This window comes from Sorangium sp. So ce1504, from assembly GCF_051521635.1.
GTDB classification, from domain to species: Bacteria; Myxococcota_A; Polyangia; order Polyangiales; family Polyangiaceae; genus Sorangium; species Sorangium cellulosum_B.
The window spans coordinates 606965-620270 of the sequence record NZ_CP150365.1 but is presented as its reverse complement, the minus strand read 5'-3'; the positions used below and the strand labels follow the sequence as shown (position 1 = coordinate 620270).

The 13306-nt window shown below is 66.4% G+C and carries 11 protein-coding genes and 5 tRNA genes; 2 read left to right on the top strand and 14 right to left on the bottom strand.

The annotated features are described in order from the left end of the window. Positions 1-70: 70 nt before the first annotated feature. The 14 genes from rpoB to WMF39_RS02280 form a co-directional block, all read right to left on the bottom strand. A complete protein-coding gene (gene rpoB, locus WMF39_RS02345; protein WP_437743925.1) occupies positions 71-4207 on the bottom strand; it encodes a DNA-directed RNA polymerase subunit beta in 4137 nt (1378 codons plus the stop codon). 366 nt (positions 4208-4573) lie between these two features. Further along, the gene (gene rplL / locus WMF39_RS02340) at positions 4574-4960 is read right to left on the bottom strand and encodes a 50S ribosomal protein L7/L12 (RefSeq protein WP_437743924.1); all 387 of its coding nucleotides are present in this window, start codon (positions 4958-4960) and stop codon (positions 4574-4576) included. 98 nt (positions 4961-5058) lie between these two features. Beyond that, positions 5059-5589, bottom strand: coding sequence for a 50S ribosomal protein L10 (gene rplJ, locus WMF39_RS02335; protein ID WP_012233043.1), 531 nt, complete (start codon positions 5587-5589; stop codon positions 5059-5061). Positions 5590-5592: 3 nt separating this feature from the next. Further along, positions 5593-6303: a 50S ribosomal protein L1 gene (rplA, locus tag WMF39_RS02330; protein WP_012233042.1), complete on the bottom strand. Its 711-nt coding sequence runs from the start codon at positions 6301-6303 to the stop codon at positions 5593-5595. Between the two features lie 145 nt (positions 6304-6448). Further along, a complete protein-coding gene (rplK, locus tag WMF39_RS02325) occupies positions 6449-6892 on the bottom strand; it encodes a 50S ribosomal protein L11 (RefSeq protein ID WP_437743923.1) in 444 nt (147 codons plus the stop codon). Between the two features lie 117 nt (positions 6893-7009). After that, complete coding sequence (gene nusG, locus WMF39_RS02320) at positions 7010-7540, bottom strand: transcription termination/antitermination protein NusG (RefSeq protein WP_437743922.1); 531 nt, start codon at positions 7538-7540, stop codon at positions 7010-7012. Positions 7541-7570: 30 nt separating this feature from the next. Then, complete coding sequence (gene secE, locus WMF39_RS02315; RefSeq protein WP_437743921.1) at positions 7571-8200, bottom strand: preprotein translocase subunit SecE; 630 nt, start codon at positions 8198-8200, stop codon at positions 7571-7573. Between the two features lie 87 nt (positions 8201-8287). Continuing rightward, a tRNA-Trp gene (locus tag WMF39_RS02310) sits at positions 8288-8360 on the bottom strand. 29 nt (positions 8361-8389) lie between these two features. Continuing rightward, entirely contained in the window at positions 8390-8560 is a 171-nt protein-coding gene (gene rpmG, locus WMF39_RS02305; protein ID WP_437743920.1) for a 50S ribosomal protein L33, read from the bottom strand. 9 nt (positions 8561-8569) lie between these two features. Further along, positions 8570-9760 (bottom strand): elongation factor Tu, encoded by a 1191-nt coding sequence (gene tuf / locus WMF39_RS02300; RefSeq protein ID WP_012233037.1) that lies wholly within the window; start codon positions 9758-9760, stop codon positions 8570-8572. A gap of 52 nt (positions 9761-9812) precedes the next feature. Continuing rightward, positions 9813-9888: transfer RNA gene (locus WMF39_RS02295), tRNA-Thr, on the bottom strand. Positions 9889-9904: 16 nt separating this feature from the next. Then, positions 9905-9977, bottom strand: a tRNA-Gly gene (locus tag WMF39_RS02290). 73 nt (positions 9978-10050) lie between these two features. Next, a tRNA-Tyr gene (locus WMF39_RS02285) sits at positions 10051-10132 on the bottom strand. An 81-nt stretch (positions 10133-10213) separates the two neighbouring features. Then, positions 10214-10286: transfer RNA gene (locus tag WMF39_RS02280), tRNA-Thr, on the bottom strand. A 738-nt stretch (positions 10287-11024) separates the two neighbouring features. Between WMF39_RS02280 and WMF39_RS02275 the strand changes: the two genes are divergently transcribed. Next, positions 11025-12818, top strand: coding sequence for a serine/threonine-protein kinase (locus tag WMF39_RS02275; protein WP_437743919.1), 1794 nt, complete (start codon positions 11025-11027; stop codon positions 12816-12818). A gap of 220 nt (positions 12819-13038) precedes the next feature. Next, complete coding sequence (locus tag WMF39_RS02270) at positions 13039-13299, top strand: hypothetical protein (protein ID WP_437743918.1); 261 nt, start codon at positions 13039-13041, stop codon at positions 13297-13299. Positions 13300-13306 lie beyond the last annotated feature (7 nt).

The window sequence follows — 13306 nt, the reverse complement described above, 5'->3', positions numbered from 1 at the left end:
CCGCCCGCGCGGCGCGCCTCCCCTGCCGTCACCGAGAAGGCGCGCGGCGCTCGTGACGTGACGAACTGCATCACTCCTCTTCCTCCGCGGCCGACGCCTCCACCCCTGCGCTCGTCTCGACCAGCTCGACGTTGAGGCACAGCGACTGGAGCTCCTTGATGAGCACGTTGAAGCTCTCCGGCAGCCCCGCCTCCAGGGTGTAGTCCCCCTTCACGATGGCCTCGTACATCCGGGTGCGGCCCATCACGTCGTCGCTCTTCACGGTGAGGAACTCCTGCAGCGCGTAGGCCGCGCCGTAGGCCTCCATCGCCCAGACCTCCATCTCGCCGAGCCGCTGCCCGCCGAACTGCGCCTTGCCGCCGAGGGGCTGCTGCGTGACGAGCGAGTAGGGCCCGATCGAGCGAGCGTGGATCTTGTCGTCGACCAGGTGGTGGAGCTTCAGCATGTACATGATGCCCACCGTGACGTTCTGATCGAACGCGTCGCCCGTGCGCCCATCGAAGAGGATCGCCTGGCCCGAGGTCGGGAGACCCGCGAGATCGAGGGCGCCCTTGATGTCCGACTCGTGCGCGCCGTCGAACACCGGCGATCCCATGAACACGCCCTCATCGACCGTCTTGACGAAGCGCTTGACGTCGCCGTCGTCGAGGTTGTCGAAGAAGCCGTTCATCGTCTCGTCGCCCGCATAGATGGCCTTCAGGTGCTCCTTGATCTCGGCGCTCGCCCGCTGCTGCTCGATCATCCGCTGCAGCTGGTTGCCGAGCTCGAAGGCGCCCCACCCGAGGTGGATCTCGAGGATCTGACCGACGTTCATGCGGCTCGGCACGCCGAGCGGGTTCAGCACGAGATCGACCGGCCTGCCGTCCTGCAGATACGGCATGTCCTCCTCGGGGAGGATGCGGCTGATGACACCCTTGTTGCCGTGGCGGCCTGCCATCTTGTCGCCGACCTGGAGCTTGCGCTTGATGGCGATATAGACCTTCACCATCTTGATGACGCCCGGCGGCAGCTCGTCGCCCTTGGAGAGGCGATCGATCTTGTCGCGGAAGTGCTCCTCGCGCGTGCGGACGAGCTCCTCGAGGTCGCGCAGGATCTGCTGGACCCGATCGGCGTCGTCGACGGGGATCTCCCCCCAGTACTTGCGGGGGATCTCGGCGAGCGAGGGCTCGTCGATGATGGCGCCCTTCTGGAAGAGCACCTTGCCCTTGTCGTCGACGAGCTTGCCTGTCGCCTCCTTGCCGAGGAGGAGCTCGCGGATGCGGCGGAAGAACGAGTCGCGGAGGATCTTGATCTCCTCGTCGCGCGTCCGCTCGATCCTGGCCCGCTCCTGATCCTCGATGTCCCGCGCGCGGTCGTCCTTCTCGGTCCCCTTGCGCGAGAACACGCGGGCGTTGATGACGATCCCGCCGACGCCGGGCGGCACCTTGAGCGAGCTGTCGCGGACGTCGCCGGCCTTCTCGCCGAAGATCGCCCGGAGCAGCTTCTCCTCGGGCGAGAGCTGGGTCTCGCCCTTCGGCGTGATCTTGCCGACCAGGATGTCGCCCGGCCGCACCTCGGCCCCGATGCGCACGATGCCGGAGTCGTCGAGGTCCTTGAGCGCCTCCTCGCCGACGTTCGGGATGTCGCGGGTGATCTCCTCCTTGCCGAGCTTCGTGTCGCGGGCGACGCACTCGAACTCCTCAATGTGGATCGAGGTGAACACGTCGTCCTTGGCGATGCGCTCGGAGACCAGGATCGAGTCCTCGAAGTTGTAGCCCTGCCACGGCATGAACGCGACGAGCACGTTCTGGCCGAGCGCGAGCTCGCCCATGTCGGTCGACGGGCCGTCGGCGAGCACGTCGCCCTTCTTCACCACCTCGCCCGTCCTGACGACCGGCTTCTGCGTGTAGCAGGTCGACTGGTTCGAGCGCTGGAACTTCATGAGGTGGTAGATATCGGGCACCTCGGCGCCCTCGCCCTCGGCGCGGACGACGATGCGCGTCGCGTCGACGCTCTCGACGACCCCGGGGCGCCGCGCGATGACGCAGACGCCGGAGTCGCGGGCGAGCCGCTCCTCCATGCCCGTGCCGACGAGGGGCGCGTGCGACACGACGAGGGGCACGGCCTGACGCTGCATGTTGGCGCCCATGAGCGCGCGGTTCGCGTCGTCGTGCTCGAGGAAGGGCACGAGCGCGGCGGCGACCGACACCATCTGGTTCGGCGCGACGTCCATCAGCTCGACCATCTCGGGCGTGACGATCTTGAACTCGCCGTTGTAGCGGGCCGAGACCAGCGACTCCTTGAAGCGGCCACCCTCATCGAGGTTCACGGTCGCCTGCGCGATGTACTTGCCCTCTTCTTCGAGCGCCGAGAGCCAGATCACGTCCTCGGTCACCCGGCCGTTCTCGACCTTCCGGTACGGCGTCTCGACGAACCCGAACTCGTTCACGCGGGCGAACGTCGACAGCGACGCGATGAGGCCGATGTTCGGCCCTTCCGGCGTCTCGATCGGGCAGATACGGCCGTAGTGGGTCGCGTGGACGTCGCGCACCTCGAACCCGGCGCGCTCGCGGGTCAGGCCGCCCGGGCCGAGCGCCGAGAGGCGGCGCTTGTGGGTGACCTCCGAGAGCGGGTTGGTCTGGTCCATGAACTGCGAGAGCTGGGAGCTCCCGAAGTACTCCTTCACGACCGCGCTGACCGGCTTCGCGTTGATCAGATCGTGGGGCATGAGCGTGTCGATCTCCTGCGACATGCTCATGCGCTCCTTGATCGCGCGCTCCATGCGGACGAGGCCGATGCGGTACTGGTTCTCCATCAGCTCGCCGACCGCGCGCACGCGGCGGTTGCCGAGGTGATCGATGTCGTCGACCGAGCCGCGCCCGTTCTTGAGCTCGATCAGGTGACGCACGGTCTCCAGGATGTCCTGCGGCGTGAGCACCGTGAGGTCGAGCCCCGGCCGCTCGTCCTCGGGGACATCCCGGTAGAACTTGTAGTTCAGCTTCAGCCGGCCGACCTTCGAGAGGTCATAACGCTCGGCGTTGAAGAACAGATTGTGGAACAGGGTCTTGGCGGTCTCGAGCGTCGGCGGATCGCCCGGCCGCAGCCGCCGGTAGATCTCCAGGATCGAGTCCTCCATCGTCTTCACCTTGTCGGTGAGCAGCGTGTCGCGGAGGTACGAGCCGACGTTCAGGCCGTCGATGAAGAGGATGCGGAACTGCTCGATGTTCGCGTCGCGCAGCCGCTCGAGCTTCGCCTCGGTCAGCTCCTCGTTCACCTCGACCACGACCTCGCCGGTCTCCGGGTCGACGATGTCGTGCGCCGCGACCTTCCCGACGAGCTCCTCCGGCTCGAGGCTGAGCCGCTCGAGCTTCGCCTCCTTCATCTTCCGGATGGCAGCGCGGGTGAACTTGGTGTTCTTCTTGACGATGACGTCGTTGCCGATCTTGATGTCGCGCGTCGTCCGCTGACCGGCCAGGAGATCGTACTCGATGCTCTTCGCGTACTTGCCACCCTTCTCGAGGTAAACGGTCTCGGTCGAGTAGAAGTAGTTCAGCAGGTCCTGCGTCGAGTACCCGAGCGCGCGCAGCAGCACCGTCGCGTGCATCTTCCGCCGGCGATCGATGCGGACATAGATGATGTCCTTCGGGTCGAACTCGAAGTCGAGCCACGAGCCGCGGTACGGGATGACGCGCGCGGAGTAGAGCAGCTTGCCGCTCGAGTGCGTCTTGCCCTTGTCGTGATCGAAGAAGACGCCGGGGCTGCGGTGCAGCTGGCTGACGACGACGCGCTCGGTCCCGTTGATGATGAACGTGCCCGTCTCGGTCATCAGCGGGAGCTCGCCGAAGTAGACCTCCTGCTCCTTGATGTCGCGCACGATCCGCTCCCCGCCGTCGCGGGTGTCGTAGATCATCAGCTGGTTCGTGACCTTGATCGGCGCCGAGTAGGTCATACCGCGCTGGCGGCACTCATCGACGTCGTACTTCGGCGGCTCCAGGTTGTACGAGACGAAGACGAGCTCGCTCGTGCCGTTGAAGTCTTTGATCGGGAAGACCGAGCGGAACACCGCCTGCAGCCCGACCTCCTCCCGCTCGTTCGGCGGAACGCTCATCTGGAGGAATTTGTCGTAGCTCGACTTCTGGATGTCGATCAGGTTGGGGACGTCGATGATGCGACGAACGCGACCCAGGTTCTTACGGACGCGGAAGTTGGATTGGACGACCGACGGCATCGATTTCCTCCGGCTCACACGAGCAGTGCGGGGCGGGCGCACGGCTCGAACCGAGCAACGAACACGAAGCTACGCACGAATGGCGAGCGAGCGTCCCCAGGGAATGAGGACCCAAAACATCTTGGTTGTGGGGGCAGAGCGGACCGCGTGGCGACCCATTGAGCTCCGACGTTGGCCGAGGACCCGCACCCGCGGTCCTCTTCAGGATTGACCGAGGACCCGTACTCGAGGCCCTCTTCAGCGTTGCGCGAGGGCCCGCAAACGCGGTCCCGTTCATCAGACAAAAGCGGGACGTGCGGCAGGGACGACCGCCCCTGCCGCCGTCCGCCGGCGGATCCCGATTTCCCTTGCAGGGAGCGGTGATCGTTACTTGAGCTCGACGGTAGCACCTGCCTCGACGAGCTTCTTCTTCATCTCCTCCGCGTCCGCCTTGGAAACCTGCTCCTTGACGGTCTTCGGCGCGGCCTCGACCAGGTCCTTCGCCTCCTTCAGGCCCAGACCGGTGATCTCGCGGATCGCCTTGATGACGCCGATCTTGTTGCTGCCCGCGTTCGCGAGGATGACGTCGAACTCGGTCTGCTCCGGGGCCTTCTCGGCCGGAGCGGCGGTCGCGGGGCCGGCCGCGACGGCGACAGCCGCGGGGGCAGCCTTGACGCCCCACTTGTTCTCGAGGTCCTTGATGAGCTCGGCGATCTGGATGACAGGGAGGTTGGAGAGGTAATCGACGACCTGCTCGCGCGTGATCTCAGCCATTGCAAGACTCCTTCAAACTCTTCTGCGCGCCCCGGGGAGGGGGCGATGTAAACCAAAACCAGACGGGCGCAAGGCCCAATTGATACGAAAGCACCCTCTCAGGCCTGCTTACCCGCTTCCTCTTCCTTCGCCTTCAGGAGATAGGCGAAATTCTGGAGAGGCGCGTTGAGCTGCTGCACGAACTGCTGGAGCGGCGCCTGCAGCGTCGCGAGCAGCGTGGCACGAAGCTCATCCTTGCCGGGCATCGTCGCGAGCTGCGTCTCGACGGCGTCCCCCGAGAGGATCTGCCCCTCGATGAGCCCCGCCTTGATCTGCAGCTTCTGGTTGTCCTTGCGGAACGCCTTGACGACCTTGGCTGCCGCGCTCGGATCCTCGTAGCTCCAAGCCACGCCGGTCATGCCGGTCAGGCTCTTCGAGAGGGTCTTCGCCCAGGGGTGCTCCTTGATGGCATGGCGGACGAGCGTGTTCTTCACGACCCGGTACTCCACGCCGGACTTCCGGAACTCATCGCGAAGCTTGGTGACCGCTTCGACGTTCATCCCCTTGAAGTCCAGGAAGACCGCGGAAGACATCCGCTCGAACTTCTGCCGGACGGAGCCGATCAGCACTTCCTTCTGGGACCGTTCCATGGGCTACGCCTCCTCCGTCTTGCCGATGAAGTGGACCGGGTCGATGCGAACCCCGGGGCCCATCGTCGAAGACATCGTGATGCTCCGGAGGTAGATGCCCTTGGCCGTCGCCGGCTTGGCCCGGACGAGCGCCTGGATCAGCGCGTCCGCGTTCACGTGGAGCGCGTTCTCCGCGAAGGAGACCTTGCCGATCCGCGCGTGCACGATGCCCGCCTTCTCGACACGGTACTCCACCTTGCCGGCCTTCGCCTCCGAGACGGCCGTCTTCACGTCGAACGTCACGGTCCCGACCTTCGGGTTCGGCATCAGGCCGCGCGGACCGAGGATACGGCCGAGCTTGCCCACCAGACCCATCATGTCGGGCGTGGCGATCACGCGATCGAAGTCCATGAAGCCTTCCTGGACCTTGTTCACGAGATCCGCCTCGCCGACGAAGTCGGCGCCGGCCGCCTCGGCCTCCTTGGCTTTTTCGCCCTTGGCGAACACCAGGACCCGAAGCGACTGCCCCGTCCCATGCGGGAGCACGACGGCGCCACGGACCATCTGGTCTGCGTGCCGCGGGTTGACACCCAGCCGGACCGCGAGGTCCACCGTCTCGTCGAACTTGGCGGGCGCCGCTTGTTTCACGAGCGCGCACGCCTCCTGCAATGTGTACTTTCGAGCGCGGTCGACGACTGCCCGCGCTGCGACCTTCTTCTTGGCGACTTTCGGCACATGCCCTCCTTCTTAACGGCTCTCGCCTCCCACGGTGCGCCTCAAACTACCGTGGTAAATCTTGCTTCTGGCCCGCTGGGCGCCGCTCTCGGGGCGCCCGGCGCGGCGGGGCGCATCCCCGATGGCGGGGAGCGCCACGACCACCTCAGTCGACGACGTCGATGCCCATCGAGCGCGCCGTGCCCGCCATGCTGCGCATCGCGGACTCGAGGTTCGTCGTGTTCATGTCCTGCATCTTGAGCTGGGCAAGCTCCTTCAGCTGCTTCTGCGTGACCTTGCCCACCTTGACCTTGTTGGGCTCCTTGGAGCCCGCGCCCGGCTTCTTCTTCGTCTCGAGCCCCGCCGCCTTCTTGAGGAGCACGGAGGCCGGCGGCGTCTTCATGATGAACGTGAACGAGCGGTCCGAGTAGACCGTGATCACCACCGGGATGATCATGTCCCCCTGCGTCGCCGTCCGCGAGTTGAAGTCCTTGCAGAACGCCATGATGTTGACGCCGTGCTGGCCGAGCGCCGGACCGACGGGGGGCGACGGGTTGGCCTTGCCCGCCGGAAGCTGCAGCTTCACGTACCCTGTGACTTTCTTCGCCATGATGAATCTCGCACCCTATCGAACCGCCGCCCGACGGGCGGTCTACTATTCAGAGAAACAGCGAAGCACCGCGGAGGCGCGGTGCTCGCCCGCAGGTTTGCAGCCGTCCGTTCCTGGCTAGCGCTTCTCCACGGCTGAGAAGTCGAGCTCAACGCTGGTGGGTCGGCCGAAGATGCTGACCTTCACCTTGAGCTTCTGCTTGTCCATCTTCACGTCATCGACCGTGCCGGTGAAGTTCGCGAAGGCGCCGTCGAGGACCCGCACCTCCTCACCCACCTCGAACGTGAGCCGCGGCTTCGGCTTGACCGCGCCTTCGACGATCCCCCGCCGGAGGTTGTCGATCTGAACGATCGGGACCTCCTGCGGCGTTTGGTTGCCGATGAAGCCGGTCACCTTGGGCGTGTCCTTGACCAGGTGCCAGACCTGCTCGTTCATCTCCATCTCCACGAAGATGTAACCGGGCAGACTGAGCTTCTGACGAATGCGGGTCTTACCGCCGGGACGGTTCTCCGTGACCGTCTCGCTCGGGATGAGGATCTCGCCGAACCGATCTTCCAGGCTGTACTGCTTCACGCGCTGCTGGAGCGCGTCGCGCACCTTCGCCTCGTATCCCGAGTAGGTATGGATGACGTACCACTTCTTGGCCATGGCGCTTGATTCCCTCAGGGTCTCCCTGCTTCAGCTTCCATCGCCGTAAACGATGTTGGTCACGAATGCCCAGAAGCGGTCGAGCAGCGCCAGGTAGAGGGTCGCCACGGTGGTCGTCGCGATGACGACGAACGTCGCATTCGTCACCTCTTTCTTGGTCGGCCACTTCACCTTCGCCAGCTCGGCGGCGACCTCGTCGCTCCAGGCGCGAAGCTCGGCGTTGCGGAATGCGCGCAACACGACGACCAGCGCGACGACGCCGCCGATGACCATGCCGTACGTCGTCTTGTCGTCGTCACCCACCGCGGAGAGCGCCGGCAGCGCCCGGCTGAACCAGTCCTTGTTGGCGAGGGTCGCCCAGACGCCATGGACGACCTTGCCGAGCAGGTAGGCGAGCAGCATCCCCGCGGCGAAGAACCCGGCGAGCACATAGCGCTCCGAGCCAAGCTGAGCGGCCGCGACCTCCTCGCCCTCGGCCTCATCGGCGTCGTTCGATTCATCGGCACGCGGCGCCTCGGCGTCCTTCGCGTCAGCAGCCCCCGTCCCCTCGCTCTGCGTCACGAGGGACGAGTCCTCGGCAGGCGAGCTCGGTCCGGATTCTTCCGGCTCCTCGTCCTCCGCGACCTTCGTCGGCGGCTTGTCTTTTTGACCCTTCGCCATAACAACACCAAACGCGCCGACCCGCGGCAGACAATGGCCTGCTCGGTGAGGATCCAGGGGCGGCCCTGAGGCGCCCACATCCCCCGGCAGGGGCAGAGAGGCTCGAACTCCCGACCTGCGGATTTGGAATCCGCTGCTCTACCAACTGAGCTATACCCCTAGAATCGCTGCGCCTTCCTGAGCACTCGTTCACTTCGTCTCGTCGTGAACCGTGTGCTTCTTGCACTGCTTGCAGAACTTCTTGAGCGACACCAGCTGGTCCGGCGCCTTCGTGGTCTTGTAGTTCCGCGACTTGCACTCGCGGCAGGCCAGTGAGACGGCGATGCGCGCCGCACGCCACCCACCGGCCTGCTCGCCCACGTCGGCCTCCTACGCGAGGATCTTGGTGACGACGCCGGCGCCCACCGTCTTGCCGCCCTCGCGGATGGCGAAGCGCATCTGCTCCTCCAGCGCGACCGGGGCGATGAGCTCGATCGTCATCGTGATGTTGTCGCCCGGCATCACCATCTTCACCCCCTCGGGGAGGTTCACCGTGCCGGTCACGTCCGTCGTCCGGATGTAGAACTGCGGCCGGTAGTTGGTGAAGAACGGCGTGTGGCGCCCGCCCTCCTCCTTCTTGAGGACGTACACCTCACCGGTGAACTTCGTGTGCGGCGTGATCGACCCGGGCTTCGCCAGCACCTGGCCGCGCTCGATCTCTTCCTTCTCCACGCCGCGGAGCAGACACCCGACGTTGTCGCCCGCCTGCCCCTGATCGAGCAGCTTGCGGAACATCTCGACGCCGGTCACGACCGACTTCTTCGTGTCCTTGAAGCCGATGATCTGCACCTCGTCGCCGACCTTGATCACGCCGCGCTCGATGCGGCCCGTGGCCACCGTGCCGCGGCCCTTGATCGAGAACACGTCCTCGATCGCCATCAGGAACGGCTTGTCGATGTCGCGCACCGGCTCGGGGATGTAGCTGTCCAGCGCGCTGAGGAGCTGCTGGATCGTCTCCTCCCACTTCGGGTCACCCTGCAGCGCGGGCAGCGACGCGCCACGGACCACCGGCGCGTTGTCTCCGTCGAACTTGTACTTCGACAGGAGCTCGCGGACCTCCATCTCGACCAGGTCGAGCATCTCCGGGTCGTCCACCGCGTCGCACTTGTTGAGGAACACGACGATGTGGTTCAGGCCGACCTGCCGGGCGAGCAGCACGTGCTCGCGCGTCTGCGGCATCACGCTGTCGAGCGACGACACGACGAGGATCGCCCCGTCCATCTGCGCCGCGCCGGTGATCATGTTCTTGATGTAGTCGGCGTGCCCGGGGCAGTCGACGTGCGCGTAGTGGCGGTTCGCCGACTCGTACTCGACGTGCGCCGCCGCGATGGTCACCGTCTTGGTCTCGTCACGGACCGTCCCGCCCTTCGCGATGTCGGCGTACGAGATCGCCTTCGCCAGGTTGCGCTTCGACTGCACCTTGACGAGCGCCGCCGTGAGCGTGGTCTTGCCGTGGTCGATGTGGCCGATGGTGCCCACGTTCACGTGCGGCTTCGTACGAGTGAATTTCTCCTTGGCCATCGAGATGTCTCCTGCCGAAATGAAGTTCGCGACTGCGTTTCGCTGTCCTCGTTGGAGCCCACCATCGGGATTGAACCGACGACCTCGTCCTTACCAAGGACGTGCTCTGCCAACTGAGCTAGGTGGGCAAACGACCGACCACGGAGCGGGCGACCGGGTTCGAACCGGCGACGTTCAGCTTGGAAGGCTGACGCTCTACCAACTGAGCTACGCCCGCGGGCTTCCGTCGGGAGTGACCCGGCGGATCTGGTTCCTGGTCGGACCGCCTTCGGAGCGAAACGTCGCTCCGGTGGAGGGTGATGGATTCGAACCATCGTAGGCATTGCCGGCAGATTTACAGTCTGCTCCCTTTGGCCGCTCGGGCAACCCTCCAGATTTTCTCTACTTATTAGATTTTGCCGACTTTGTCTCTGCCCTGACCTCCCGAACCACCGACCGGTCGCCTTGCATCGGAGCTGACGAGGGGACTTGAACCCCTAACCCCCTGCTTACAAGGCAGGTGCTCTACCGATTGAGCTACGCCAGCGGCATCCACCCGCTGCCCGTCCCCGGGCTCCGGGAAACGTGCGTGCTGACCTAGCGAAATGTCCCAAGACCGATCACTTCTGTGCGAGCAATCAACTCCCGGCCCTGCTGGACCGCCTGCCTGCACGGTTCGGAGTGTCCCGACCGGGCTGGACCGCAGCGAGGTGAAGCTGTTGGTGCCGCTCACGTCGCTCCGAAGGTAGACGAGTCCCGCGAAGGGAGGAGGCTCTTAGCCCCCTGCAAGAGACGTGTCAAGCGGTGTGCATCGTTTTCGTCCGTTTCGCTGGAATCGGCTGGGAGAGCGCGGTCTGGCCGCGCGGTCGAGCGGGGCGCTCCAGAGCACCGGCGTCCTCAGACGGCGCCGATCTCGCTCGAGCGCTCCCGGTTTTCAAGTGCGGACGTCGAGGAGCACGCTCCCGCGGCGCGCGGAGCGCAGCGGCGAGGCGCTCACGCAGCTGCGCTCCGCGCGCCGCGTGCCCGCGCCGAACGCCGCGCGCAGCGACGGCGCGCCTCGGACGAGCAGCCGCGTGAGCGCGAACGCAAGCGAACGTGAACGAGGGGGCGAAGACGAGGGCGACGAGGGCGCGCGTCGGCGGCGCCTCGGGCGAGCGAGAGGTCCCTTGCGCTCCGCTCACGGCTGCTGCGATCCTGCCCGGCGCACGCTCGCCCGGGCGCGCCGCGGAGCGGCCCGACGCGACGATCGCGTTCCGTCATGCTTCGGGGGTAGAGGTTCGATCGCATGGAATGTCCCGCTTGCCATCAGCCAAACATCGATGGGGCGCGCTTCTGCGCCACGTGCGGCGCGCTCCTCCCTGTCGCGCCGGTGGAAGCAGACCCGCTCATCGGCGCCATCGTCGGCGGCCGGTTCCGCATCATCGGCGTGCTCGGCGAGGGCGGGATGGGCCGCGTCTACAACGGCGAGCAGCCGATGGGCACGTCGGTGCGGAAGGTCGCCATCAAGACGCTCCTCTCGCAGCACGCGAAGGATCCGCAGGTGGTCGCGCGCTTCATGCGGGAGTGCGGCACGGTCAGCGAGCTCGAGCACCCGAACACCATCAAGGTCTACGACTTCGGGCAGACGAACACCGGAGAGCTCTACATCGCGATGGAGCTCCTCAACGGGCAGTCGCTGGAGACGGCGCTCGAGCGGGGCGGCGCGCTCTCTCCCGAGCGCGTCGATCGCATCATCGCGCAGACGTGCGGGTCGCTCCAGGAGGCCCACGAGAAGGGGATCGTCCACCGCGACCTGAAGCCCGCCAACATCTTCTTGACCAGGCGCGCCGGCGAGGAGGACTACGTCAAGGTCCTCGACTTCGGCATCGCGAAGCGCGACGAGCGCAGCGCCAAGGCCGAGCAGAAGCTGACCCAGCAGGGGACGGTGCTCGGCACCCCGCCGTACATGAGCCCCGAGCAGTTCACGGGGACCGAGCTCGACGCGCGGAGCGACGTCTACTCGCTCGGCGTGCTGACCTACGAGATGCTCACCGGGCGCTTGCCGTTCGACGCCGACACGCCGTGGGCATGGGCGACGCAGCACATGACGGCGCAGCCGTTCCCGTTCGAGGCCGTGCCGATGGGCGCCGCGGCCCCGCCGAAGATGAAGGCGGCCGTCATGAGAGCCCTCAGCAAGAGGCGCGAGGACCGGCAGCAGTCGGCGCGGGAGTTCTACGAGGATCTCACGATCGGCGCGGGCGCCCGCCTCTCGGTGCTCGCGGCGGCGCCGCGCACCCTCGTCGGGAGCGACGCGCCGACCAGCGGGACGGCGCTGATGCCGTCGCGCTCGGGTCAGACGCAGCTCGGGGAGCCGCTGTTCGTCGCGGGGCCGCCCACGGGATCGGGACAGGTGAGGACCGTCGTCAACCATCAGGCCCATCAGGCCGCGACGGTCATGGATCAGGCTGCCGTGCCGGCGCACCCGGCCGTGCCCACGGGCAGCGGCCAGGTGTTCCCCGCGCCGCCGCCGGCGCCGCAGAAGAGCAAGGCAGCTCCGATCCTCGCCGCGGTCGCGGCCGTCGCGGTGCTCGGCGTCGTGGGCGTCGTCATGATGACGAAGGGGAGCGGCGGGAGCACGACGGAGGAGAGCACGTCGACCGCGATCCCGCTGCCCACCGGCGCGCCGTCGGTCACCGTGGCGTCGGATCCCGTGGGCACGCCCACGAGCACGCCCACGACCACCCCGGAGCCTCCCCCGCCCGAGCCCACCGGCCCGGACAAGGCGGCTCCGGACACCCCGAAGAACACGTCGACTCCGACCGCGACCACCGCGCCCAAGGTCCCGCCGCCCGGCAACGAGAAGGCGGAGCAGGAGTGCAGGGCCGCGATCAACCTGGCGAACGGCGGCAACACGGATCTCGCCGTGAAGCGCTTCGCGTCCTGCGATGGCCCCAAGAAGGCCGAGGCGAGGGCCGCCATCAGCGCGAGCGCCAAGCGGGCGGTCGCGTCCAAGGGGTGCGCGGCGAAGTCCCACGCCTTGGCCGCCGCGCGGATCGGGGCGGGCGAGGCGATGTCCCAGCTGCCAGCGCAATGTCGATGAAGGAAGTGGGCCGGATCGGACACAACGCTCAGCGGGTCCGGGCTGTTCCAGGCTTGCCTTGACGCCCGATTTTGACCGGTGCTAGATCCTGCCCCGACAGTTCTGAAAGTTCAGTGCACGCCGCGCCCTGGCTTTGTTTGGTCGGCGCTTGACTTTGGAACATGGGGGAGAAGGTCGCTCACGGGAAATGGGCAGTAAGATTCGTTTGGTCGCGCCTCGAATGAGCTGGCGCGACATATGTCGATCGAAAGAGTTCGCTGGGCGATGGATCGCCCTTGACAATGTCAAATACATTCAAGGCTGTTCCCAGCCGGCCGAAGCCGACGTTGTGGACGCCGACGATGACCTGGCCGACTTATGCGCGAGGATGCGCGAGGCCGACCGCACGGCGTGTGCGATCCTCTTCGTCGAGGACGACGCCGGAGTACCTGCGCGGGTCCAGCGACTGCCGCAGCTTTGGCGCCGCGTCGCGCATCACTGATCCGCCG

Coding starts and splice junctions, on each gene's coding strand:
- tuf (WP_012233037.1), bottom strand. CDS start 9,760: ATGGCCAAGGAGAAATTCACTCGTACGAAGCCGCACGTGAACGTGGGC.
- secE (WP_437743921.1), bottom strand. CDS start 8,200: ATGGCGAAGGGTCAAAAAGACAAGCCGCCGACGAAGGTCGCGGAGGAC.
- rplJ (WP_012233043.1), bottom strand. CDS start 5,589: ATGGAACGGTCCCAGAAGGAAGTGCTGATCGGCTCCGTCCGGCAGAAG.
- nusG (WP_437743922.1), bottom strand. CDS start 7,540: ATGGCCAAGAAGTGGTACGTCATCCATACCTACTCGGGATACGAGGCG.
- WMF39_RS02270 (WP_437743918.1), top strand. CDS start 13,039: ATGAGCTGGCGCGACATATGTCGATCGAAAGAGTTCGCTGGGCGATGG.
- rplL (WP_437743924.1), bottom strand. CDS start 4,960: ATGGCTGAGATCACGCGCGAGCAGGTCGTCGATTACCTCTCCAACCTC.
- rplK (WP_437743923.1), bottom strand. CDS start 6,892: ATGGCGAAGAAAGTCACAGGGTACGTGAAGCTGCAGCTTCCGGCGGGC.
- rpoB (WP_437743925.1), bottom strand. CDS start 4,207: ATGCCGTCGGTCGTCCAATCCAACTTCCGCGTCCGTAAGAACCTGGGT.
- WMF39_RS02275 (WP_437743919.1), top strand. CDS start 11,025: ATGGAATGTCCCGCTTGCCATCAGCCAAACATCGATGGGGCGCGCTTC.